Here is a 24,930-nt window from a genome sequence, read left to right as displayed (position 1 = left end):
TCCCCCACCGGGAACCCTTCTGAAAGTAAGAGCGGATGCATCAAACACCTTGGAAATTAGCGCTGGGTACAGTGCTGTCAGCGGGGCTCGCAGCAGCTCCCCTGGCCGCCTTACCCGCAGTTGCGGACTCTACGCCCGCGGAGGTCTCAGCCGCGGCAGGAACCTCGCCCGTTGTGATCAACGAGGCTTATCTCAGCGGCGGCAGCAGCGGTGCCGCCTACAAAAACAAGTTCGTTGAGCTTTACAACTCCTCGGATGCGCCGGTCTCTGTGGCTGGTTGGTCGCTGCAATACCGCTCCGCGACAGGGACGGCGGCACCCACCAGCCTGGCCGTCCTTTCCGGCTCGATCCCCGCAAAGGGCCACTACCTGGTGCAGGGCGCAAGCAACGGGGCCAACGGTGCGGACCTTCCCGCGCCGGATCTCGTGGCCACTGCCCTGAACTTCAGCGGCACAGCCGGAACCGTCGTGCTCGCCAGGCAGCCCACCGCCGTCGTGCTGGCCACCGGATCCCAAGTGGAGCCCGCTGGCGTGGCGGACCTCCTGGGCTACGGCACCTCCAACACGTTCGAAACGCAGGCAGCACAGGCACCGGCAGGAAATACCGACGTCAAAAGCCTGAACCGGGCAGCCGGGGCGGACAGCAACAGCAACGCCGCGGATTTCAGCCTGAACGCGGCCATCACGCCAACGGGCACCGGCGGCACAGCACCGGATCCGGATCCGACGCCGGACCCCGCACCTGACCCCGCCCCCACTCCGACAACCAGGAGCATCGCCGAAATCCAGGGCACGGGCACCGAAAGCCCACTGGCCGGAACCACGGTGACCACCACGGGCAAGGTCACCGCGGCCTTCCCCACCGGCGGACTCAACGGCTACTACCTGCAGACCGCAGGAACCGGCGGTGACCTGACAGCAACCAGCCATACAGCGTCGGACGGAATCTTTGTCTACTCCCCCGCCACGATGGCATCCGTCCGGGCCGGCGATTATGTCCAGGTGACCGGTGCCGTGGCGGAGTACTACGGAATGACCCAACTCAACGTCACCGGAGCCGCCGGACTGGCCAAGCTGGCAGAGCCTGCCCCTGAAGTGAAGGCCACCGCTTTCACGCTGCCCGCAGACGAAGCCTTCCGCGAATCCCTCGAAGGAATGCTCCTGGCACCCCAGGGCCCGCTGACCGTCACGGACAATTACAGCCTGAACCAATACGGCGAGATCGGCCTGGCCGGCGGAACAACACCGCTGGTCCAGCCCACCGCCGTCGCCGCCTACGGATCAACCGGGTACAGCGCGGCCGTGGCAGACAACGCGGCCCGCGGGATCAAGCTCGACGACGGCTCCAGCACCAACTTCCTGAAGGATGCCGCCACCAAGGCACAGGTGCTGCCCTACCTCACCACCACAGACCCGGTACGGGTGGGCTCCCCCGCCACCTTCACCACCGACGTGGTGCTCGGCTACACGAACAACGCCTGGAAACTCCAGCCGTTGACCCACCTGACGGAAAACAACAAAGCCGCTGTGCAGCCAGCCACCTTCGGGGCCACCCGCGCGGAGGCTCCCGGCACGGTGGGCGGCAACCTCAAGATCGCCTCCTTCAACGTGCTGAACTACTTCCCCACCACCGGTGACCAGCTCACCGGCTGCACGTACTTTGAGGACCGCGAGGGCAACCCCATCACCGTCCGCGGTGGCTGCAATGCCCGCGGAGCGGCCAACGCCGAGAACTTCAAACGGCAGCAGGACAAGATCGTTGCGGCCATCACCAAGGCCGGCGCAGACGTTGTGACACTGATGGAGATCGAAAACTCCGCGCAGTTCGGCAAGAACCGGGATGACGCCCTGGCCAAACTCGTGGAGGCCCTCAACATCCCCACGCCCGGTATCTGGGACTACGTCCGCTCGCCCGCCAACGCCCCGCCGCTGAGCGACGAGGACATGATCCGCACCGCGTTCATCTACAAGAAGGCCATAGCCGAACCCGTGGGTGAATCCATCATCCACAACGACACCGTGGCGTTCGCCACCGCACGCAAGCCGCTGGCCCAGGTCTTCAAGCCCGTGGGAGGTGCCGCCGGGACACAGTTCATCGCCATCGCCAACCACTTCAAGTCCAAGGGCTCTGCCGCTACCCCGGACGACACGGACAAGGGCCAGGGCGCATCAAATCTGGCGCGCACCGCACAGGCAAAGTCGCTGCTGGAATTCACCAAGTCCCTGCAGCAGTCCAAGGGTATTGACAAGGTCTTCCTCATTGGCGACTTCAACGCCTACGCCAAGGAAGACCCCATCAATGTCTTCACCGCCGAGGGTTACGTCAACCAGGACGATAAGGCGCGCAACGCCGATGGCAGCGCGAAACACTCCTACCTTTTCGGCGGAATGGCGGGGTCCCTGGACCATGTTCTCGCTTCCCCCGCGGCCAACGCCGTGGTTGGTGGCGCGGACATCTGGAACATCAACTCCGTGGAGTCCGTGGCCCTGGAGTACAGCCGCTACAACAACAACGTCACCAACTACTACGCCCCGGACCAGTACCGCGCCAGCGATCACGATCCCGTGATCGTGGGCCTGAACCTGCAGCCGGCACCGGCCACCGTTGACCTGAACTTCCTGGGCATCAACGATTTCCACGGCAGGATAGACACCAACACGGTCCAGTTCGCCGGCACCATTGAGAAGCTGCGCGCAGCAGCCGCTCCCGGTGCCACCGCCTTCCTCTCCGCCGGCGACAACATCGGCGCATCCCTGTTCGCGTCCGCCGTCGCCAAGGACCAGCCCACCATCGACGTGCTGAACGCACTGGAACTTCGGGCTTCCGCTGTGGGCAACCACGAGTTCGACGGCGGCTGGGCGGACCTGCGGGACCGCGTCACCGCCGGAGGTTCCAACGCTAAGTTCCCCTACCTGGGAGCCAACGTCTACCAAAAAGGCGCTCCTGAACCGGTCCTGCCCGAGTACACCATCCTGGACATGAACGGCATCAAGGTGGCCGTGATCGGCACCGTCACCCAGGAGGTCCCCTCCCTGGTGACTCCCGCCGGCGTCGCCGACCTGGAGTTCGGTGACCCGGTGGAAGCGATCAACCGGGCCGCGGCTAAAATCACGGCCGGGAACCTGGCCGACGTCATCATCGCGGAAAACCACGACGGCGCCGGGTCGGGAACAGTGGAAGGCTCCACGTTGGAGGAGGAACTGGCAGCCGGCGGACCCTTCGCGAAGCTGGTCAACGAAACGTCCCCGGACGTTGACGCCATTTTCACCGGCCATACCCACAAGGAGTACGCCTGGGACGCGCCCGTCCCGGGCGCGGACGGCAAGACCCGCCCCATCGTCCAGACCGGCAACTACGGCGAAAACGTGGGGCAGATCCAGCTCACCGTGGACACCGCCACCAAGCAGGTGACGGCGTACAAGGCAGGTAACGTCAAGCGCACCGCCGATCCAGCGGCAGATATGATCGCAGCGTACCCGCGGGTGGCCGCCGTTGATGCCATCGTCCAGAAGGCCCTGGCGGACGCCGCCGTCGTGGGCAACCAGCCTGTTGGTTCTGTCACGGCGGACATCACCACCGCGTTCACCACGGACGCCGCCGGTGTTGCCAAGCGCGATGACCGGGGAAGTGAGTCAACCCTGGGCAACCTGGTGGCCGACTCCCTGCTGGCCTCCCTGCAGCCTGCGGAGCTCGGCGGTGCCGAGATCGGCGTCGTCAATCCGGGCGGGCTCCGGAATGAGCTGTACTACGCCCCGGACGGAACCATCACCTACGCGGAGGCGAACGCTGTGCTGCCGTTCGTGAACAACCTTTGGACCACGTCCCTGACCGGCGCACAGTTCAAGACGCTGCTGGAACAGCAGTGGCAGACCAACCCGGATGGGACGGTTCCCAGCCGCGCCTACCTGCAGCTCGGCCTGTCGAAGAACGTGAATTACACCTACGACGCCGCCCGGCCGGCCGGGGAACGCATCACCTCCGTGCGTGTGAACGGGGCCCTGCTCGATCCGGCAAAGTCCTACCGGGTGGGTACGTTCAGCTTCCTGGCCACCGGCGGCGACAACTTCCGGGCGTTCACTGAGGGCGCCAACACGAAGGACTCAGGACTGGTGGACCGGGATGCCTGGATCGGATACCTGCAGAAAAGCAGCTCCGTTTCGCCGGACTTCGCCCGCCGGTCCGTGGCCGTCACCAACACCACTTCGCCTGAAGTAAAGCCCGGGGAGCCCATCACCCTGACGGTCTCCAAACTGGACCTGACCTCGCTCGGCAGCCCGGTCAACACCGCGCTGTCAGCGGTGTTCACCGATTCTTCCGGAACAGTAACCCAGCTCGGGTCCGTGGCGGTGAGTGCCGGCGCGGCCAAGGTGAGCCTTGCAGTTCCGGCCGGCGCCGCTGCAGGGACCGGGGCCCTGGTCCTTACTGCCGCTGAATCTGGCACTGTTGTTTCTGTTGACCAGGCGGTGGCTGCAACCGTTCCCGTCCCGCCCGTCTGCACAATGCCGATCAAGCCGGTCCGGCCCGCGGACGTGGCAGGGCAGTGGAACTATGGCAAGGACATGGCGGCCTACCGTGCCTGCCTGCGAGGCTAAGTCCCACCGGACCGCCGCCGTGAAGGCACGGCCCTCCGCCCGCTCTCTCATGTAATGCGCGTTTTCCTCCAACGCTCTCTCACCAGTGGGAGAGCGTTGGAGTTTAAGGCGCGAAAAGTGAGAGAGCGTTGGGTCGGGTTACTGGTGGTGCTTCAGGCGCCGAGGATGGCGCCGGCGATTTCATCCGCGTCGCGCAGGGTCCGCTGGCCGCTGCGGTAGTTCGGCCCGCCCGGCTGGAAGGCCTCGGCGGCGATGGCGGTGCCCCACTGGACCGAGGAGAGCTGCAGTCCCAACGCGTACAGCCCTTCCGTCACCGAACCGTTGGCGGCCACGGGGCGGTAAGGGTGCGGCGCAACATCCAGGCCGGTGGACTGCACCGGGGCGCCCTCCACGGTCATCATGAGGCGCGGCCGCACCAGCCCGTCCGCCAGCAGCTGCTCCAGGACGGGCGAATCATTGGCGGAGACCCTGTTGCCGGGCGCCAGCGCCTCCACCATGGTCTTTGCCGTCACCGGGGCATCATCCACCCACGGCGAGGCCGCGGTAAAGACGCGGTTCCGGCGGTCCAACGCGAACTTGGGATCGGGCCCCACGAAGCTCACCACGCCTGCCTTGGCCAGCGCGGCAAGCTGCTCGGCGCGCAGGGCGGGCGGCCCGCTGGCAAGTCCTTCCACAAACGACTCGAACCAGCCACGCAGTCCCGCCACCCAGGATTCATCGGTGATGCCGCCGTCGGCCACTGCTGTTTTCAGGACGGCGCGCCCGTGGTGGAGTGCCCCGATGGCCATCTTGACGGGGTCGTCCTCGCCGAGTGCGGACCGGCGGGCATCGTCCAGCAGGTAGTCCACGACGGCGTCGTCGAGTTCCGCACGGGAGGCGAAGGAGCGCCCGGCCAGCGGTCCCGCCAGCCCCGGCAGGTCCAGCCGGTGGCGGGGGCCGACGTGGACGGCGAGCACGCTTTCCACGCTGTCCTCCCAGTTCGCGGCGCTGTGGGCGTGCGGATGGAGGGCCTCGTCCAGTGCGGCGAGGAAGGCCCCGGGGTCAGGCACGGCGTTCGGCTGCGAGCGCACCAGCGTGGAGTAGTACGCCCAAAGCGCATCGCGGTGCAGGAGCGGCCAGAAGTCATGGTCGAACGCCGGCCGGATGCCAGCGGTGCGGAAGCGTTCCAGCGCCGCCTCCGTGAAGTAGCGCAGCGTGACCGACGACGGGTAGTAGCCGTTCAGCGCCGCTTTGGCACGGTAGGGCGTTCCCCGCCGGGAGGCGGCAATGATGTGCGGTTCCTGGCCCGAGGGCTCGTAGCGGAGCGCTGTGCCGTTACTGATGAACTTTCCGCCCCGGCCCTCCGTCAGTTGGACCATGGTGTCGAAGAAGTTCAGGCCCATCCCCCGGACCAGCACGGGTTCGCCGGCCGGAATCCGGGACCAGTCCACGTCGGCCGGCACCGCGGGCGGCAGGTACAGCAGGCCCAACTGGTTCGCCGAAGCCTGCAGCTCCCGCTGTTCGAGGTTCAGCCGGGACGGGATGTGGCCCAGCGCCAGCACCACGGAGCCTGTGCGCAGCGTCGCTCCGGTGGCCAGGCCGACGTCGAACGTTCCGTCTCCGGTGGGGCGCACCGACAGCGCGGACGTTTCGTGGAAGTCGATAGTGACGCCGTCGGGCACGTTGCGCGCCAGCTCCTCCACGATGCTCCGGAGATAGCGTCCGTACAGGGCGCGGCTGGGGAAATCGGTGGCTTCCAGGACGGCAAGCTCTGCGAGGTCTTCCTCGCTCAGGGACGCCGACGGGCTGCCCTGCTGCCGGGCCCGCCACTGGTCAAAGGTGGTGCCGGCGATTGGCGGCGCCAGGGCAGGGTCCTCCGGAATCAGGGTGGGATAGAAGGACTGCGTGTTCATCAGGAACAACCGGGACTGCTGCGGCTGCCATACGTGGCCGGGGCCCGCGGGATAGGGATCGATGACGTCGATGTGGAGACGGACCGGGCCGGAACCGGAAGCGATCTGCGCGGCACGGCGGGCCAGCAGGCGTTCCAGGACGCTGGTGCCCCGCGGACCTGCCCCGATGATGGCGGTCCGGATGCTTTGCGCTATTTCCACGGCATCCAGCGTACGGGCTGAAAACAAAGTGTGCGCTCAAACCTTGACTTGCCAGCCGTCCGCGGATGTTGTTTGGATGGGGCGCATGAGGACCACTGCAGCTGATCCAGCGCCCGCCCCCGGTTTCGGCAACATCCCCGGCACCGATCCGCAGGGCATTGCGCCTGAGCCCACGGACGAGAACGTCTGGCTTGAGGACGTTTACGGTGAGGAGCAGCTTGCCTGGGTGAAGGAGCAGAACTCCCGCACGGAGGACCTGCTGGAGGACGCCGACTACGTGCAGCTTGAGGGCAGCATCCTGGAGGTGCTCGACTCCACGGACCGGATCGCCATGGTGGGCAAGCGCGGCGACTGGTACTACAACTTCTGGAAGGACCAGCAGAACCCCAAGGGCCTCTGGCGCCGCACCACGTGGGAGAGCTACTGCACCGGGACCCCGGACTGGGATGTCCTGCTGGACGTGGATGCACTGTCCGCCGCGGAAGGCCAGGAATGGGTCTTCCATGGCGCAACCTTCCTCCGCCCTGCCGCCGGCGAGCCTTACCGGCACGCGCTGCTGGCGCTGTCCCCGGACGGCGGCGACGCCAACCGGTACCGGGAATTCGACGTCGAAACGCGGACCTTCGTTGACCCGGCGCAGGGCGGCTTTGACCTGCCGACGGCGAAGGGCCACGTTTCGTGGCTGGATGCGGACACGCTGCTGGTTGCCTCCACCGCCGAGGGGCTTCCGCGGACGGCCTCTTCCTACGCCCGCACGGCCGTCACCCTCAGGCGGGGCGCGTCCCTGCCCGACGCGCCCCGCCTGTTTGAGGTGCCCGAAAACCACATGATGGCCGTGGTGGCGCACGATTCAACGCCTGGCTTCGAACGTACCTTTGCCGTTGACTACATCGATTTCTACAACCGCAGCAATGCCGTGCTGCGGGATGGCTCCTGGGTGGTGATCGATGTTCCCACCGACGTCAATGTGAGCGCACACCGCGAGTGGCTGCTGTTCCGGCCCCAGCAGGACTGGGCGCTCAATGGGTCAACCTATCCGGCGGGCTCACTCCTTGCCGCGCCGTTTGAGGAATACCTGGCGGACTCGCAGAAGGTCTCCGTGCTGTTCACCCCGGACGCCAACACCTCGCTGCAGTCCTGGAGCTGGACCCGGAACTTCCTGCTCCTTAACCTCCTGAAAGACGTGTCCTCCGAGATCCGCGTGCTGGATCCGTCCCGGCCGACCGGCACCGCGGATGCGGCCTGGGCGTCTTCCCTCCTGGACGCCTGCCCGCCGCTGCACGACGTCAATGCTTACGCCGTGGACGATGAAGACGGAGTTGGTGAAGACGGAGTTGGTGAAGACGAGGCCGGCAGCGGTGCGGGCGACGATTTCTGGCTTGTCGCCACGGGCTTCACCACGCCCAGCACGCTGATGCGGGGCACCTTGGAGCGCGCCGCTGACGGGACCGGCGGGGTGGTGAGCCGGCACGCCGTGGTGAAGACGTCGCCGTCGTTCTTTGCCCACGAAAACTATGAAGTGCAGCAGCACTTCGCCGTGTCCGACGACGGCACCCGGGTTCCCTACTTCCAAATCGCCTCGCGGGACCTGGCCCTGGACGGGCAGAATCCCACCCAGCTGTCCGGGTACGGCGGCTTCGAGGTTTCCCGCACTCCCGCCTACAGCGGCACCGTGGGCAGGGCCTGGCTGGAGCGCCGGACGTCCCTTTCCGCCGGGGCCGACGGAGACACATCCCATTCCCGGGGTGGTGTGTACGTGGTGGCGAACATCCGCGGCGGCGGCGAATACGGGCCGGCATGGCACCGGGCGGCGCTGCAGGAAAACCGGCACAGGGCGTACCAGGACTTCGCGGCCGTGGCACGCCACCTCATCTCCCGCGGGGTCACCTCCCCGGAGCGGCTGGGCTGCGTCGGCGGGTCCAACGGCGGCCTGCTGGTGGGAAACATGCTGACCCAGTACCCGGAACTCTTCGGAGCCGTCTCCTGCGGCGTGCCGCTGCTGGACATGCGCCGCTACACCAGGCTTTCCGCCGGCCACTCCTGGATCGCCGAGTACGGTGACCCGGACGTGCCGGCGCAGTGGGAGTACATTCGCACCTTTTCTCCCTATCACCTGCTCAAGGACGGCGTGGAGTACCCCGAGACGTTTATCTGGACGGCCACCTCGGACGACCGGGTGGGCCCGGTGCAGGCGCGGAAGATGGCTGCCCGGATGCTGGCCATGGGGATTCCCAACGTCTGGTTCCACGAGGCCCTTGAGGGCGGCCACGCCGGCGCATCGGATAACCGGCAGGCGGCAGCCTTGCAGGCCCGAAGCCAGCATTTCCTGTGGAAGGCGCTGGCCGGCGGGGCCGCGTAGCCTTGGCCCTGGCGGTGCGCCCGGCTGCGCCTGGCGACGTGGAAGGCTTGGCGGAGGTGCATGTCCGCTGCTGGCAGGAGACTTACCAGGGAATGCTGTCACAGGAGTTCCTCGCGGCACAGAACTCCGGCACCAGGCTGCCGCTGTGGCGCCACTTGCTGGAGTCGGCGGAACCGGCCGAGGCCTGGGTGGCCTCCGATGGCGGCACGCTAGTGGGATTTGCCGGCATCCGCAGGGAGCCGGGCGCTGCTTCGCACAGCTTCGAGCCGCCGTCGTCCGGCGACCTGGAGCTGTGGGGGCTGTACCTGCTGGCGTCGCACCAGGGGCTGGGCCTGGGGCGCCGGCTTCTTGAAGCGGCCTTGGGTGACGAGCCGGCGAGCCTATGGGTGGCAGCACACAATGCGCCGGCCATCAGTTTCTACAGGCACTTCGGTTTTGCACCGGACGGCGCCGCGGACGTCATCCCGGAGTGGGAAAACCTGCGCGAAATCAGGATGGTAAGGCCCCGGCAGGCTGCGTTTCGCTAGTCCCCACACCTTCAGACGGCGCCCGGCGGCGGGTGATGTACCGTCCCGGCGCTCCGTTTTGCACTGCGTGCCCGCTTCTGCGTATCCTTGGTGGGCTAGGAATAGCAATTGGAGACGTGCCAGAGCGGCCGAATGGGCTTCACTGCTAATGAAGTGTGGGGCACAACTCCACCGGGGGTTCAAATCCCCCCGTCTCCGCGTTTGGCCCCGGTCCTGGACCGGGGCCTTTTGCGTACCCGGGGTCAGGGCCCCCGGTGATCCCAGGGTCAGCGGCCCGCTTCCGTCCGGGGTACGGACACCTGAAGTTCCGCAGGCGCGGCGATGGCAGGATGGACAGATGGCAGCCAGCAACACCGTGGACGAGGCGTCCGGCACCACCCAGGCGTGGAGTCCGCGCCTGGCTCTGCTGGTGGCCGCAACCTTCTTTATGGAGTTTCTCGACGGCACGGTCCTCACCACGGCAATCCCCAACATTGCTGCCGACTTTCGTGTTCCGGCCCCGGACGTAAACATCACTATGACGGCCTACCTGCTGACCGTTGCCATGGGCATCCCGCTCAGCGGCTGGCTGGCTGAGCGCTTCGGCGCCCGCCGCGTTTTCTGCCTGGCCATTGCGGTTTTCACCGTCGCGTCCCTGGCATGTTCGTTGAGCCAGGACCTGGCCACACTCACCCTCAGCCGGGTGGCCCAAGGGCTCGGCGGCGCCATGATGGTACCCGTGGGCACCCTTCTGGTCCTGCGCGGGACACCCAAGGCCGACCTGCTCCGCGCCACGGCATTCCTGGTGTGGCCCGGGCTCCTGGCACCTGTCCTGGCCCCTCTGGTGGGCGGGGCGCTGACCACCTACCTGTCCTGGCACTGGATCTTCCTGATCAACCTCCCGCTGGGCGCTGCCGCATTCATTGCCGCCCTGCGGCTGGTTCCGGCAGCGGCCGGAGATCCTGGCCGGCGGCTGGACTGGCTGGGGCTGTTCCTCACCACGCTGGGCGTGGGCTCTTTGGTAGTGGGCCTCGAACTGGTGAGCACCCACCCCGGGGCCCCCTGGGCGGCGCTCAGTGCCGGATTCGGCGCCGTGTTCCTCGCCTGCGCCGTCCTGTGGATGCGCCGGACCCGCAACCCGCTTTTTGACCTCGGGGTGTTCAGCACCCGCACGTTCCGGGCCATGGCGACTGGCGGGTTCGCCTACCGGTTGACCATCAGCTCGGTTCCCTTCCTGCTGCCGCTGATGTTCCAGGCCGGCTTCGGCTGGTCCCCGCTGCACGCCGGAGCGATGGTGGCGGCCGTCTTCATCGGGAACATCGGCATCAAGCCGGCCACAACACCGCTGATCCGGCGCTTCGGCTTCCGGGCCATGCTGGTGTTCGCTTCGCTTGCTTCAGCAGTGACCTTCGCCCTCTGCGCCCTGCTGACGGCGGAAACGCCCCAGGCACTCACGTTTGCCCTGCTGGTCTGCAGCGGGGCCTTCCGCTCCATCGGCTTCTCGGCCTACGCCTCCGTGCAGTACGCCGACATCGCACCGGCGCAACTGACATCCGCCAACACCGTGTCCGCCACTCTGGTTCAGCTCGCTACCGGTGCCGGCATTGCCGTGGGCGCCCTGCTGATCCGGGTGTTCGACGGACTGGGCACCTTTCCTGACGACGCTGCCGGACCCTTCCGCGGGGCTTTCTTCGCAATGGCAGTGCTGATGCTCGCCAGCACGGGGGACAGCCTCTTCCTCCCGCGTCACGCCGGGGCGGAAGTCAGCCAGCGAAAGGCCCAGCGGGTCTGACTCAGGCTTTGCCAGCGGGTCTGACTCAGGCTTTACCAGCGGGTCTGAGCAAGGCTGAATCACCAGGCGCTCCCGCTTCACCCCGCTTCACCCCGCCCGGCGTCCGCTGCCCTTCGGTCAGCCCGCGTTGCGTCAACCCGCGTTGCGTCAACCCGCGTTGCGTCAGCCCGCCTGGGCCAGCACCAGTGGAAGGACAGCTCCCGCTCCGGCCTGCCGAAGGGCACGCCCGGCGACCGTCAGGGTCCACCGGCTGTCCGCCAGGTCATCTATCAGCATCACGGCCTGGCCGTTGAGGCCACTCAATGCAGCATCCAGCTCGGGCCCAACCACCAAGCGGTCCCAGACGCCCGCCAGCCGGTAGGCGCTGTTGCCGCCGCGTCCCCCGGTGGGACCGCCGTGGGCCAGCTGCAGTCCGCCGAGGTAGGGGATCCGTCCGATCTCTGAGATTCCCCGGGCCAGGGACTCCACCAGTTGCGGTTTGCCCCGGGAGGGAATGCTGACGATGGCAGCGGGCCTGCCCACTCCGCTCCAGCCGGGGGTGCGGGTGTCGCCGGCACCCCATTCCCGCAGAACCTGCACACAGGCCTGAAGCATGCCCGGATCCACGGACCGGTCCTCCGCTCCGGCGGCGAAGAGTTCCCGCAGGGCGCCGCCCCAGCCGAGGTCGGTCAGCCTTGCCAGGACACGCCCCTCCGCGAGGCCCTCCCCCGGCTTGAGCTTTCCCTTGACGGGAACGCCCAGCCGGTCCATGCCAGTGGGCCATTGCAGGCGGGCCTCAAGGACACCGCCTGCCCTGCTGAGCGTCTGGCTGGCCGCCTCTGTAGCAGCATCAGCTATTTCGGACGGGAACCACCGGCCTGCGCAGTTGTCGCACCGGCCGCAGGGCTTGGCGGTTTCGTCGTCCAGGACGGAGGTGATGTATTCCATCCGGCACCCGGCGGTGTCCTGGTAGATCACCATGGAATCCTGCTCGTCCACGCGCGCCTCGGCGATTCGCTTGTACCGCTCAGCGTCATAGATCCATGGCTGCCCCGTGGCCCGCCATCCACCACCCACCCGTTCCACGGCGCCGTCCACGGACAGTACTTTGAGCAGCAGTTCCAGCGGGGTGCGGCGCAGGTCTACCCGCGCCTCCAAGGCAACGGTGGAGAGCGCTGTTCCGGCCTCGCCCAAGGCAGTAAGGACTGCCGCGGCCTTCTCCTCGGATGGCATGGAGGCGGTGGCAAAGTACTGCCAGATGTCCCGGTCCTCCGCGCCGGGGAGCAGCAGGACGTCGGCGTTGGCGGCGCCTCGGCCGGCACGGCCCACCTGCTGGTAGTACGCCACCGGGGACGACGGCGCCCCAAGGTGGACCACAAAGCCGAGGTCCGGCTTGTCGAAGCCCATCCCGAGTGCCGAGGTGGCCACCAGGGCCTTGACCTGGTTGTCCTTCAGCAGCTGCTCGGCACGCTCCCTGTCCGCCGGATCAGTGCGGCCGGTATAGGCCAGCACGTGGTGGCCGGCTTCGGCGAGGAGCCGTGCAGTGTCCTCGGCAGCAGACACAGTCAAGGTATAGATGATGCCGCTGCCGGAAAGATCGGCCAGATGCGTCAGGAGCCAGCCCAGGCGCTGCTTCGAGTCCGGCAGCGTCAGGACGCCCAGCCGCAAGGAATCACGCCCCAGGGAACCGCGGATGGTGAGCACCGCGTCCCCGAGCTGCTCTTCGATGTCGTGCACCACCCGGGAGTTGGCCGTGGCCGTGGTGGCCAGCACCGGAACGGTATCCGGCAGTTGGGTGATCAGGTCCGCGATGCGGCGGTAGTCAGGGCGGAAGTCGTGGCCCCAGTCGGAGATGCAGTGGGCTTCGTCGATCACCAGCAGGCCGGTCCGCCGGATCAGTTCCGGCAGCTGGGTTTCCCGGAAGGACGGGTTGGTGAGCCGCTCCGGGGAAACCAGCAGGACGTCCACCTGGTCGGCGGCGAGCTGTTCACGGACGGCATCCCACTCCAGCTGGTTGGCGGAGTTGATGGCAACGGCACGGACCCCCGCGCGGGCAGCGGCAGCCACCTGGTCCCGCATCAATGCCAGCAGGGGCGAGACGATGAGGGTGGGCCCGGCACCCCGGCGGCGCAGCAGCAGGGACGCCACAAAATAGACGGCCGACTTGCCCCAGCCGGTGCGCTGGACCACCAAAGCCCGCCGGCCGCCGTCGACCAGTGCCTCAATGGCCTCGAACTGACCCTCATGGAAGGCAGCCTCCGGGTGCCCCACGAGCTCGCGGAGAACCTCGAGCGCTTCCCGGGAGGTTGCGGTGGTAGAGACGGGACCGCTGGACCGCGCTGCGTCCGGCAAGGGGGCGTCAAAATCCGGGGCAGGCTCAGAAGTTGCTGTGGCGTACTGGTTATCGACCATTGATTCAGTATCCCAGCCACCCCTGACAGGCTGTACCGGCAAGAGGTGCTATGTGGAAACGCACAGAGCTTGGGCGCCTCCTCCGCACGCATTTCCCCGGTCCACGTAAGATAAAGCCCGTGACTAGCGAAAAGACAACGACTTTTGACCTCTCGGCTTCCTTCAAGGCGTACGACGTCCGCGGCATTGTGGGCGAGTCGATAACAGCCGGGATCGTCGAAGCCGTGGGCGCCGCGTTCGTGGACGTCCTGCAGCTCCAGGGCCAGACGATCCTGGTAGGCGGCGACATGCGCCCCTCCTCCCCCGAGTTCAGCAAAGCCTTCGCCAGCGGTGCGGCAGCCCGCGGTGCCGACGTCGAACTCCTGGACCTGATTTCCACCGACGAGCTCTACTTCGCCTGCGGTTTCCTGAACCGCGCCGGTGCCACCTTCACCGCCAGCCACAACCCCGCCGGCTACAACGGCATCAAGATGGCCAAAGCGGGCGCCGTCCCCATCTCCTCCGAAACCGGCCTTAAAGATATTCAGGCCCTCGCCGAGCAGTACCTCAACACCGGCTCCATCCCGGCGGTCGGCCAGCGCGGGCAGATCAGTGTCCGCGACGTGCTCAAGGACTACGCCGAGTACCTCCGCAAGCTGGTGGATCTGTCCGGCTCACGCCCCCTGAAGGTGGTGGTGGATGCAGGCAACGGCATGGCCGGCCTGACCACTCCGGCAGTCCTGGGCGACGCCCTGCTGCCCAAGCTGCCCCTGGACATCGTTCCCCTGTACTTCGAGCTGGATGGATCCTTCCCCAACCACCCTGCCAACCCGCTGGAGCCGGAAAACCTCCGGGACCTGCAGGCGGCGGTGCTCGAGCACGGCGCGGACATCGGTCTTGCCTTCGACGGCGACGCCGACCGGTGCTTCGTCATCGACGAGAAGGGCGAGCCCGTTTCGCCGTCGGCAATCACCGGGATGGTGGCCCGACGCGAAATTGCCCGTGCCAAGGCAATGGGCGAAGCAACGCCTACAATCATCCACAACCTCCTCACCTCGCGCGCCGTGCCTGAGCTGGTGGAGAACGACGGCGGACGGCCCGTACGCACGCGCGTTGGCCACTCCTTCATCAAGGCAGTCATGGCGGACGAAGGAGCGGTGTTCGGCGGAGAACACTCAGCCCACTTCTACTTCCGCGACTTCTGGAACGCGGACACCGGCATGCTGGCGGCGATGCACGTCCTGGCAGCCCTGGGCGAGCAGGACGGGCCGCTCTCGGAGCTGGGCCGCGAGTACGAACCTTACGTATCGTCCGGCGAAATCAATTCCGAGGTCGAGGACAAGGCAGCAGCTGTGGAACGGGTGCGCGTCGCTTTTGCCGGTGAAGACCTGACCATCGACAAGATGGACGGCAGCACCTTCACAGCCAACGACGGCAGCTACTGGTTCAACCTGCGCCCATCAAACACCGAACCATTCCTCCGCCTCAATGTTGAAGCCACGGACCGCACGAGCATGGAGCGGGTCCGCGACAGCGTCCTGTCCATCGTCCGGGCCTAGCCTCCGGCATGGCTGAGGACAACAGGCTGGACTCCGGATCAGCTGCCGGCGGGACGGGGTCCTGGCGGGACTCCGTCCCGGAAAGCACCGCTACCGACCTTGAGAACCTCCTGGGAACGGGTATCAGTGCCGCCCAGGAGCAGCTCCAACGCAACGGCGGCTTCCTGCCCTTTGCCCTGACGGTGCAAAACGACGGCGAAGTCCGCCTGGTCGCGGTCACGCCGGCGGATGCGGAAGAAGGTTCCGGCGGCGACTTCGACGCCGACGGCATGATCAGCGACCTCACCGCCCTGCTGCGGCAGAACCGGGATGACTTCCGGGCTGCCGCCGTGGTGTGCGACATCCTCCTCGTGGAGGAGGAGTCGGACGCCATCCATGTGGCAACGGAGCACCGCGAAGGCCAGGTCTTCGCGGCCGTGTTGCCCTACTCTGCCGATGCGGTCACCCGGGCGTGGGAGTTCGGCGAGCTCGCGGCTGACGCCAGCGAGCCCACCATCTGGGTGGACTAGACCGGAACCGGCACATGAAGATCAACGCTTTTGCCGACGTGAGCCTCCGGGCGCTTATGGTGCTGGCCGCCGCTCCCGGCGGCACACTGCTGACCACACAAAACATCGCCGATACCGTGGGGACGCCCTACAACCACGTCAGCAAGGCGATGGCTAAGCTGAGGAACCTCGGGCTGATCGAGGTGGAGCGCGGCCGGACCGGCGGGTCCCGGCTAAGCCATGCCGGCCGGATTGCCACGGTGGGACAAATCCTGCGGCAACTCGATACCCGGACGGATGCCGCAGAGTGCATGGCCCCGGGCCGCAACTGCCCGCTCATCAACGAATGCAAGCTCCGCTCCGCCCTGGCGCGGGCGCGCGAAGCCTTCTACCGCGAGCTCGACGACGTAGTGATCGCGGACCTTCCGGTGTCCCGGCAAATGGACCCCGTCTTCGAAATGATCGGCCTCCGGCCCGGGCTGTAGCCTCTGGTCTTAAAGGCTCCTGCCCCCAAGTTTTTCCCCTGCACCGAACCCATATGTCGCCGCACCGCCACGTAATTTGATTGCAACTTCTACAGCGTGTAGAACTTTGGATATGAATACATGCATTTCGAATGCAGGTATTCAATAAGGCCGGACGAAGGCCCCGGCCGCTACCTCAGGAGTTCCTATGCTCTCGGACAAATCCCGCCCTGTCATCGAGGCCACGCTGCCGCTCGTTGGTTCCCGCATTGGCGCCATCACGCCCAAGTTCTACCAGCGGCTCTTCGCCGCGCACCCCGAACTCCTGGATGGCGTCTTCAGCCGCTCCAACCAGCGCTCGGGCAATCAGCAGCAGGCGCTGGCAGGCAGCATCGCGGCCTTCGCCACGCACCTCGTCAGCAACCCGGGCACCCTCCCCGAGACGGTCTTGTCCCGCATCGCCCACCGGCACGCCTCGCTGGGCATCACTGAGCCGCAGTACCAGGTGGTCTACGAGCACCTGTTCGCTGCCATCGCCGAAGACCTGGCGGAGGTGATCACGCCAGAAATCGCCGAAGCTTGGACTGAGGTGTACTGGCTCATGGCGGACGCCTTGATCAAGCTCGAGAAGGCCCTCTACGCCGGCCAGGCCAACGACAAGATGTGGATGCCGTGGCGCGTGGCCGCAAAGACCGCCGCCGGCGCCGGATCCATGACCTTCACCCTTGAGCCCGCGGACGAGAGCCCGGTGACGCCCGCCCTCCCGGGCCAGTACATCAGCGTCAAGGTGGTCCTGCCTGAAGGCCTCCGCCAGGTGCGCCAGTACTCCCTGTCCAGGGAGGCCGGGACCAGCCGCAGCTTCACCACCAAACTGGACGACGGCGGCGAGGTTTCGCCTGTCCTCCACAACAACGTGCAGGTGGGCGACATCCTGGAGATTTCCAACCCGTACGGTGAAATCACCCTCAAGGAGGGCGACGGCCCGGTGGTGCTCGCCTCCGCCGGCATCGGATGCACTCCCACCGCCTCGATCCTGCGCGCACTGGCGGAGGCCGGTTCTGACCGCCAGGTACTGGTGCTCCACGCGGAAAGCACCCTGGACAACTGGGCGCTGCGCAGCCAGATGACGGACGACGTCGAACGCCTGGACGGTGCCGAGCTGCAGCTGTGGCTGGAACAGCCGGAGGCGGGCGCACGGGAAGGGTTCATGTCGCTGCGCGAGGTTGACCTTCCGGCCAATGCGTCCCTGTACCTGTGCGGCCCGCTGCCGTTTATGAAGAACATCCGCAACGAGGCCATGAACGCGGGCATTCCGGCCACGCGGATCCACTACGAGGTCTTTGGCCCGGACATCTGGCTGGCCAGCTAATTACCCTTGTACGACGACGGCCCCGCGCCTTTATTGAAAAGGTGCGGGGCCGTCGTCGTGCTGTCAGCGCTGTTGCATCAGCTGCCGCTAGTGCTGAGCCATCCGCTCTTTCAGGGCCTCAAGCTCGGAGAGCAGCGCCTCCGGAAGTGAATCGCCGAACTTTGCGTACCATTCCTCGATGGAGGCCAGCTCGGCATCCCATTCCTCGCGGTCCACGCGGACGGCGTCCTCCACGTGGGCGTGGGTCAGGTCCAGGCCGGTGAGGTCCAGCGCGTGCCCTGCCGGCACGAAGCCGATCGGGGTCTCAATGGCGTCAGCCTTGCCTTCGAGGCGCTCAATGGCCCATTTGAGGACCCGGGCGTTGTCCCCGAAACCGGGCCAGGCGAAATCGCCGTCGGCAGTGCGACGGAACCAGTTGACCAGGAAGATGTGCGGCAGGCGCTCCGGATTGGCCTTGCCTGAGACGCTGATCCAGTGCTTCAGGTAGTCGCCGGCGTCATAGCCGATGAACGGCAGCATGGCCATGGGGTCGCGGCGGAGCACGCCCACCTGGCCGGCCGCTGCAGCCGTGGTCTCGGAGGAGAGGGTGGAACCCATGAAGATGCCGTTGGTCCAACTGCGGGCCTGGGTCACCAGGGGAACCGTCGTCTTGCGGCGGCCGCCGAAGAGGATGGCGGACAGCTCCACACCTTCGGGGCTGTAGTACTCCTCGGCCAGCATGTCGATCTGCGAGATCGGTGTGCAGAAGCGGGAGTTTGGGTGCGCGGCCGGCTGGTCTGAGCCAGGAGTCCAGGAATTGCCCCGCCAGTCAGTCAGATGCGCAGGCACCTCGTCCGTCATGCCCTCCCACCAGACACCGCCGTCGTCGGTCAATGCCACGTTGGTGAAGATGCTGTGGCCCTTGGCGATGGCGCGCATGGCGTTCGGGTTGGTACCCCAGCCGGTACCGGGGGCCACGCCGAACAGGCCGGCCTCCGGGTTCGTGGCGCGCAGTTCGCCTTCCTTGCCGATCCGCATCCAGGTGATGTCGTCGCCGAGCGTCTCCACCTCCCAGCCTTCAATGGTGGGGTCAAGCAGGGCAAGGTTGGTCTTGCCGCACGCGGAGGGGAAGGCTGCGGAGATGTAGTAATTCTTCTTCTCCGGCGAGGTCAGCTTGAGGATGAGCATGTGCTCGGCCAGCCAGCCTTCGTCCCGCGCCATGACCGACGCGATGCGCAGGGCGTAGCACTTCTTGCCCAGCAGCGCGTTGCCGCCGTAGCCGGAGCCGAAGGACCAGATGGAGCGCTCCTCGGGGAAGTGGACAATCCACTTGTCCGGGTTGCACGGCCATGCAACATCCGCCTGGCCGGCTTCGAGCGGCGCTCCCAGGGAGTGCAGCGCCGGTACGAAGAACGCATTGGTCTCAGTCATCTTGTCCAGCACGGCTGTGCCGATGTTCGCCATGATCCGCATCGAGGCGACGACGTAAGCGCTGTCCGTGATCTCCACGCCGAACTTGGGATCCTCGGCGTCGAGGTGGCCCATAACGAACGGGATGACGTACATGGTGCGGCCGCGCATGGACCCGGAGAACAGGCCGCGCAGCTTTTCCTTCATCTCCGCGGGGGCCATCCAGTTGTTGGTGAAGCCTGCGTCGCGCTTGTTCTCGGAGCAGATGAAGGTCTGCTCCTCCACGCGGGCAACGTCCGCGGGATCGGAGAAGGCGGCAAAGGAGTTGGGGAAGAGGTCCTGGTTGAGCCGGGTCAGCGTTCCCGCAGCTACCAGTTCGTCCGTAAGGCGGGTGTTCTCCTCTTCGGAGCCGTCAACCCAGTAGATACGGTCCGGCTGCGTAAGCTCAGCAACCTCCTCGACCCATGCCAGCAGACCGGCATGTGTGGTGGGTGCGTTATCAAGCAGCGGCTTCTGCGCCAGATCGCCCATTTCGTTTCCCTTCCTCGGGTTCATCGGTGTGTGCTAAATGCTATGGTCCGGACCACTGGAGTTTTTTGGACGTATGCTGACGTTTCAGGACTGCCGAAACGCATTTCCGCGCAAAATCAAGGAAATTCACTGCCATTATCGTGGATTACGTGACGAAGGTCACCTATACCGGTCTAGTCGCCGAGATTACAGGCTTGCCGATTTGGCATGGCGGCCAACCCTCGCGTAAAGTAATTCGAGGTTCAGGGAGAGCGGTTCTTCCCCCGGAACAGAAGATGCGCCCATAGCTCAGCTGGATAGAGCGTCTGTCTACGGAACAGAAGGTCAGGGGTTCGAATCCCTTTGGGCGCACAGACAAGGTCCGCACCGGTTCGCCGGTGCGGACCTTTTGCGTTGTGCCGACAACTTGCCCGCTGCCACGCTGCCACGCCCATCTTCCTCGCCGCGCCCGGCGTAGGCTTTCCCCATGATGCCCGAGCCAGTGTTGCGCGAAGTTGATGTGGTGGTGATCGGCGCAGGTGCCGTGGGGGAAAACGTGGCAGACAGGGTAGTCCAGGGCGGGCTCACAGCAGTGGTGGTGGAAGCGGAACTGGTGGGCGGCGAATGCTCCTACTGGGCCTGCATGCCCTCAAAGGCCCTGCTGCGCCCCGGCACTGCCCTCCACGGTGCACAAACGTTGCCCGGAGCCAAGGAAGCAGTAACACGTACCCTCGATTCAGCAGCCGTGCTGAAGTTCCGGGACTATATGACGTCCAGCTGGCAGGATGACGGCCAGGTGAAGTGGCTGGACGATACCGGCATCGAACTCATTCGCGGCCACGCCTGGCTCACCGCGCCGAAATCAGTGGAGGTAGCCGGGCTGGACGGCAACTCCTATCAGCTCAAGGCCCGCCATGCCGTGGTACTGGCCACCGGTTCCGCGCCCAACACTCCCCCGATCAAAGGACTTCAGGACGTCCAGGTGTGGGGAACCCGGGAGGCAACGTCCGCCCAGGAGGTTCCGGACCGCCTGGTGGTTCTCGGCGGGGGCGTCGCCGGCACGGAACTGGCACAGGCCTTTGCCCGGCTGGGTTCGACCGTAACGCTTGTGGCGCGCAGCGGGCTGCTGCGAAACTTCCCGGCGGAGGCTGCCAAGCTCGTTGCGGCAGGACTGCGCGCGGACGGCGTGGAGATCCGGCTCAACACCGCCACGGACAGCATCAGGGAGAACGACGACGGCACGCTCAGCCTGCAGCTTGGTGACGGTTCCAGCGTGGCAGCGGACAAGGTCCTGGTTGCCACAGGCCGCCATCCCGCCCTGGAAGGACTCGGGCTGGAAAGCGTGGGCTTCGAGCCCGACGAGTCAGGGCACCTGAAACTCACGGCAGACAATTCGGGCCTGGTTGAAGGGCCTCCCGGAGAGGAGCCCTGGCTCTATGCCGTGGGCGATGCTGCCGGCAAGAACCTGTATACGCACCAGGGAAAGTACGAGGCCCGGGCCACCGGAGACGCTATCGCCGCCCGCGCCAAGGGAGAACTGGCTGGCGTCGCCCAGGATTGGAGCCGCTTCGCCCAGACCGCCAACGAGCACGCCGTGCCAAGTGTTGTCTTCACCGATCCGGAACTCGCCGCCGTGGGCCGCACCCTGGAGGCTGCGCAAAAGGACGGCTACAACGCCTCCTCCGTGGAACTTCCCATCCAGGTGTCAGGGTCCGCACTCCATTCCGAGAACTACGAGGGCTGGGCCCAGGTGGTGATTGATGAGGACCGCAAGGTCCTGCTTGGAGCCACCTTCGCCGGACCGGGTGTAGCCGAGCTCCTGCACGCAGCGACCATCGCAGTGGTGGGCGAAGTGCCGCTGGACCGGCTGTGGCATGCCGTTCCTTCGTTCCCCACCATCAGCGAAGTCTGGCTGCGCCTCCTCGAAAAGTACGGACTATGACAACTATTTGAACTGACTAGTCAGTTTAGATACACTGGGTGGAGCAATTTTCTGCGAAAGGCCCTTCTTGCTCTCAGCTCAGCAGCTCCATGTCCGCGGCCGCCGCGACCCCCTGCTTCCGGCCACTTCGCTTCACGTCAGCCGCGGCGGACTGACACTCGTAGCCGGGGAACGGCAGGACCACCGCACGGCGCTGGCGCTGGTACTCAGCGGCCGGATGAAGGCCACCAGCGGATCTGTCAGCTGGGACGGCAACCGCGGGATCAGGCGGGTGCGGATGGCCGGTGCCCTCGTGGACGCTCCCGGCGTCAATGAGCCCGAGCGCCACCTCAGTGTCCGTGACCTGGTGACAGAGGACCTGGCCCTGATTCCCCGTCGCTACCGCGGCGCCCTGCTCAGCAACCCATGGCTCAAGGTGAACAGCTTTGAGGACATCGCGGATCAGTGGATCGAGCAGCTGGACCCCTTGCGCAGGCTGGAGCTCCTGACAGCCCTGGCGCTCGCCAATCCGCACACGGACCTGCTGGTGGTGGACTCCCCCGACCGGCACACCGCCCGCACCGCCAGCTGGCTGCCGCGCCTGGAGCGGCTTGCCACCGACGCCGGGCGGCCGCTCGCCGTCGTGGCCACCGTGGGCGCCCTGCCGCCGTCGTGGTCCGGTTCCTTCGCCAGCATCGGCAATGCAGAAGGCCCCAACGAAGAAGGCCCCAACGAAGAAGGCTCCAACGAAGTCCACGCGGCGAGGGTGAGCCACGTGGATGCCCAGGAATTTGAACTCAAGACCGAGGATGCCAAGTGACTGTACTGCGGCTGGCCCGCTCAGAACTCAAGCGGATGACCGGCGGGCTGTTGCCCAAGCTGACCATCCTCGCCCTCACCATGGTCCCCCTGCTGTACGGCGCGGTGTACCTCTACGCCAACTGGGATCCCTACGGCAACCTGGATCAGATCGATGCGGCCTTGGTGGTTGAGGACGCCGGTGCCACCGCCAGCGACGGCACCGGACTCCAGGCCGGCTCAAAGGTTGCCGACAGCCTGGTCGAGGGCAATGTCTTCCACTGGATCCCGGTGGCGAGCGCGCAGGAGGCCGATAAAGGGGTCAGCAGCGGCAAGTACGCTTTCGCGCTGAAGATCCCGGAGGACTTCTCCGCCCACCTCGTCTCCCCCGGCAGCTTTGATTCCGCCAGCCAGGCCATGCTCAACGTCACCACTAATGACGCAAACAACTACCTGCTGAGCACGATCGTGGACAAGCTGACTACGTCGGTGCACAGCACCGTCGCCGCAGACGTTGGCGAAGAGACCGCCAACCAGCTGCTCACCGGCTTTGGCACTATCCACACGCAGATGGTCAAAGCAGCCGACGGCGCTGGCCAGGTCGCCGACGGTGTGGCCGCCCTCCGGGACGGGACGGCTGCACTGCACGACGGAACCACCGGCCTGGCCAGCGGAGCCGACGAGCTCTACGCCGGGCAGCTTAAGCTGCGCGACGGCGCCAACCAGCTGACCGACGGCGCCGGCCAGCTGAGCAGTGGACTCTCGGTCCTGAAGGACAAGACGGCCACCTTGCCCAGCGATTCGCAGACCTTGGCGGCAGGCGCCGCGCAGGTGGCTGCGGGCAACGCCCAGCTGAATACCAGGATCCAAGACGTGACGGCGCAACTCGAGGCAGCCGACCAGGGCCTCCGCACCCGGGTGGTGGAGTCAAACACCAGGCTCATCGCCGCCGGCGTGCTCACCCAGGCCCAGGCTGACAGCATCCTGGCCGACTTCGACTCGGTGGCCGGCTCAAGCCCCATGGCGGCTGCCAAAACGAAGATCCAGACCGACGCTGCCCAGATCCAGCAGCTGGCGGACGGTTCGGAAGCCGTCAGCGTGGGCGCGGCCCAGCTTGCCGCCGGCACCCCGGCATTGAAGGAAGCCATTCTCCAGGCTTCCGGGGCTGCCGACCAGCTCCACACTGGCGCGGCAACACTGGCCACCGGCGAGCAGGCAGCCGTGGACGGCGCCGCCGCCCTGGCCCAGGGGGCACACAAGGTGGACGACGGCGCCGCGCAGCTCGAACAGGGAGCGGGCACGGCCGCGGACGGTTCCCGGACCCTGGCGGACGAGCTCGGCAAGGGCGCGGGGCAGGTTCCGAACCCTGATGACACCCAGAAGAGCAACCTGTCCCGGGTGATCGCCGATCCCGTCGCGGTCAGCAACGTGTCGCAGGCGAAAGCCGGGTCCTACGGCGCCGGGCTGGCACCGTTCTTCCTTACCCTGGCTCTGTGGATCGGCGTCTTTATGCTGGTCCAGGCCATGCGGCCGCTCACCCAGCGGGCTTTGGCCTCCAATGCGCGGTCGTGGAAGATCGCCCTCGGAGGCTGGCTGCCCTTCTTCGCGGTCTCCGTTGCACAGGCCACCATCCTCACCCTGGTGGTTAACCTCGCGCTGGGCCTGGATGCCGCCCATCCGGTCCTGATGTGGCTCTTTATGCTGGCGGCCGCCATGGCCTTCAGCGCAATCATCCAGGGAATCGTGGCACTGCTGGGCTCCCCCGGCAAGCTGGTGGTGCTGATCCTGCTGGTGCTGCAGCTTGTTTCCTCCGGCGGCACGTTCCCCTGGCAGACCACGCCGCAGCCCCTGCACGTGGTGCACGAGATCCTGCCCATGGGCTACGTGGTGACCGGAATGCGCCATCTGATCTACGGCGCCGACCTGTCGATGATCGTCCCGACAGTGCTGGGCCTCCTCGGCTACACGGCCCTGGGGCTGGCGATGTCCACGCTGGCGGTTCGCAAGGGGAAATTCTGGACCCTGAAGACGCTGCAACCAGAGATCGCAGTATGACTTCCACCCAGCCGGAACCAGCGGAGCCGGAGCAGGCGAAGAAACTGCGCCCTGCCCGGACCACAGCCACCCGGCAGAAGCTCTTCGATGCCTCGATGGAGCTGATCGGTGAGCGGGGCGCGGCGGGGGTGACCGTTGATGAGATCGCAGCAGCCGCGGGAGTGTCCAAGGGGACGGTCTACTACAACTTCGGCAGCAAATCGGACCTCATCGCGCAGCTGCTGCGGCACGGCGTCGATATCCTCAAAGGTCGGCTGCTGGGGGCACCGGAAGACGCGGGCGCTGCAGCTCCCGCCGATCCCTTGCTGGCCATGGAAGACATGATCGGGCAGGCCATGGACTTCATGGCGGAATACCCGTCTTTCGCCCGGTTGTGGGTCAGTGAGAACTGGCGGACGCCCAGCGAATGGCAGGGGACCTTTACCCTCCTGCGCGCCGAACTCCTGGAAGTCATTGGCGAAGCGGTGGAAAAGGTTGCCCGGGTCTACCCGGTGGATCCGAACGTCCCGCGTGGCAGCCTGGAGACGGCCATCTTTGGTGCCTGCTTTGTGGTGGGCCTGGACCGGCAGACGTACAACCCGGAGCGGACCCGCGACCAAAGTGTTGCAGCAATCATGGCGATCATGCGCGGCTACGTCCGGAAGGAGACCCCACCTCAGGGATGA

The 24,930-nt window shown here is 66.4% G+C and carries 15 protein-coding genes and 2 tRNA genes; 14 read left to right on the top strand and 3 right to left on the bottom strand.

Annotated elements, in window-relative coordinates:
• Positions 1–35: 35 nt before the first annotated feature.
• A complete protein-coding gene (locus tag FBY31_RS17395; RefSeq protein ID WP_142043604.1) occupies positions 36–4,592 on the top strand; it encodes an ExeM/NucH family extracellular endonuclease in 4,557 nt (1,518 codons plus the stop codon).
• A 152-nt stretch (positions 4,593–4,744) separates the two neighbouring features.
• Here FBY31_RS17395 and FBY31_RS17390 read toward each other — a convergent pair whose 3' ends face one another.
• The gene (locus FBY31_RS17390) at positions 4,745–6,685 is read right to left on the bottom strand and encodes an FAD/NAD(P)-binding protein (RefSeq protein ID WP_142043602.1); all 1,941 of its coding nucleotides are present in this window, start codon (positions 6,683–6,685) and stop codon (positions 4,745–4,747) included.
• Positions 6,686–6,770: 85 nt separating this feature from the next.
• Between FBY31_RS17390 and FBY31_RS17385 the strand changes: the two genes are divergently transcribed.
• The 4 genes from FBY31_RS17385 to FBY31_RS17370 all read left to right on the top strand — a co-directional run bounded on the left by FBY31_RS17385 (position 6,771) and on the right by FBY31_RS17370 (position 11,342).
• Positions 6,771–9,044, top strand: coding sequence for a prolyl oligopeptidase family serine peptidase (locus FBY31_RS17385; protein WP_142043600.1), 2,274 nt, complete (start codon positions 6,771–6,773; stop codon positions 9,042–9,044).
• A gap of 92 nt (positions 9,045–9,136) precedes the next feature.
• Positions 9,137–9,571, top strand: a complete 435-nt coding sequence (locus tag FBY31_RS17380) for a GNAT family N-acetyltransferase (RefSeq protein ID WP_200833390.1) — start codon at positions 9,137–9,139, stop codon at positions 9,569–9,571.
• A gap of 110 nt (positions 9,572–9,681) precedes the next feature.
• A tRNA-Ser gene (locus FBY31_RS17375) sits at positions 9,682–9,769 on the top strand.
• A 139-nt stretch (positions 9,770–9,908) separates the two neighbouring features.
• Positions 9,909–11,342 carry an MFS transporter gene (locus tag FBY31_RS17370; RefSeq protein ID WP_142043598.1) on the top strand — a complete coding sequence of 478 codons (1,434 nt, stop codon included), beginning with the start codon at positions 9,909–9,911 and terminating at the stop codon, positions 11,340–11,342.
• A 162-nt stretch (positions 11,343–11,504) separates the two neighbouring features.
• Here FBY31_RS17370 and FBY31_RS17365 read toward each other — a convergent pair whose 3' ends face one another.
• Positions 11,505–13,733: a RecQ family ATP-dependent DNA helicase gene (locus tag FBY31_RS17365; RefSeq protein ID WP_235013106.1), complete on the bottom strand. Its 2,229-nt coding sequence runs from the start codon at positions 13,731–13,733 to the stop codon at positions 11,505–11,507.
• 119 nt (positions 13,734–13,852) lie between these two features.
• Between FBY31_RS17365 and FBY31_RS17360 the strand changes: the two genes are divergently transcribed.
• From FBY31_RS17360 to FBY31_RS17345, 4 genes are all read left to right on the top strand, one after another.
• Positions 13,853–15,271: a phosphomannomutase/phosphoglucomutase gene (locus FBY31_RS17360; protein ID WP_142043596.1), complete on the top strand. Its 1,419-nt coding sequence runs from the start codon at positions 13,853–13,855 to the stop codon at positions 15,269–15,271.
• 8 nt (positions 15,272–15,279) lie between these two features.
• Positions 15,280–15,780: a hypothetical protein gene (locus FBY31_RS17355; protein ID WP_142043594.1), complete on the top strand. Its 501-nt coding sequence runs from the start codon at positions 15,280–15,282 to the stop codon at positions 15,778–15,780.
• A gap of 14 nt (positions 15,781–15,794) precedes the next feature.
• Entirely contained in the window at positions 15,795–16,244 is a 450-nt protein-coding gene (locus tag FBY31_RS17350) for an RrF2 family transcriptional regulator (RefSeq protein WP_142043592.1), read from the top strand.
• A gap of 187 nt (positions 16,245–16,431) precedes the next feature.
• The gene (locus FBY31_RS17345) at positions 16,432–17,592 is read left to right on the top strand and encodes a globin domain-containing protein (protein ID WP_142043590.1); all 1,161 of its coding nucleotides are present in this window, start codon (positions 16,432–16,434) and stop codon (positions 17,590–17,592) included.
• Between the two features lie 87 nt (positions 17,593–17,679).
• On the opposite strand, the gene FBY31_RS17340 is transcribed toward FBY31_RS17345, so the two are convergent.
• A complete protein-coding gene (locus FBY31_RS17340) occupies positions 17,680–19,512 on the bottom strand; it encodes a phosphoenolpyruvate carboxykinase (GTP) (protein WP_142043588.1) in 1,833 nt (610 codons plus the stop codon).
• A gap of 277 nt (positions 19,513–19,789) precedes the next feature.
• On the opposite strand from FBY31_RS17340, the gene FBY31_RS17335 reads away from it, so the two are divergent.
• The 5 genes from FBY31_RS17335 to FBY31_RS17320 all read left to right on the top strand — a co-directional run bounded on the left by FBY31_RS17335 (position 19,790) and on the right by FBY31_RS17320 (position 24,930).
• A tRNA-Arg gene (locus FBY31_RS17335) sits at positions 19,790–19,863 on the top strand.
• Between the two features lie 118 nt (positions 19,864–19,981).
• Positions 19,982–21,433, top strand: a complete 1,452-nt coding sequence (locus FBY31_RS17330; RefSeq protein WP_442858217.1) for a dihydrolipoyl dehydrogenase family protein — start codon at positions 19,982–19,984, stop codon at positions 21,431–21,433.
• A gap of 67 nt (positions 21,434–21,500) precedes the next feature.
• Complete coding sequence (locus tag FBY31_RS22850) at positions 21,501–22,232, top strand: ABC transporter ATP-binding protein (RefSeq protein WP_160142477.1); 732 nt, start codon at positions 21,501–21,503, stop codon at positions 22,230–22,232.
• Positions 22,229–24,265: a YhgE/Pip family protein gene (locus FBY31_RS17325; protein WP_142043584.1), complete on the top strand. Its 2,037-nt coding sequence runs from the start codon at positions 22,229–22,231 to the stop codon at positions 24,263–24,265. Before FBY31_RS22850 ends, FBY31_RS17325 begins: the two co-directional genes overlap by 4 nt.
• Positions 24,262–24,930, top strand: a complete 669-nt coding sequence (locus FBY31_RS17320) for a TetR/AcrR family transcriptional regulator (protein WP_142043582.1) — start codon at positions 24,262–24,264, stop codon at positions 24,928–24,930. The genes FBY31_RS17325 and FBY31_RS17320 overlap by 4 nt, the downstream gene beginning before the upstream one ends.

The sequence above is a fragment of the Arthrobacter sp. SLBN-100 genome (genome assembly GCF_006715305.1).
Taxonomy (GTDB): Bacteria; Actinomycetota; Actinomycetes; order Actinomycetales; family Micrococcaceae; genus Arthrobacter.
The sequence above is the reverse complement of the archived record's forward strand: the minus strand, read 5'-3'. Positions and strand labels throughout refer to the sequence as shown.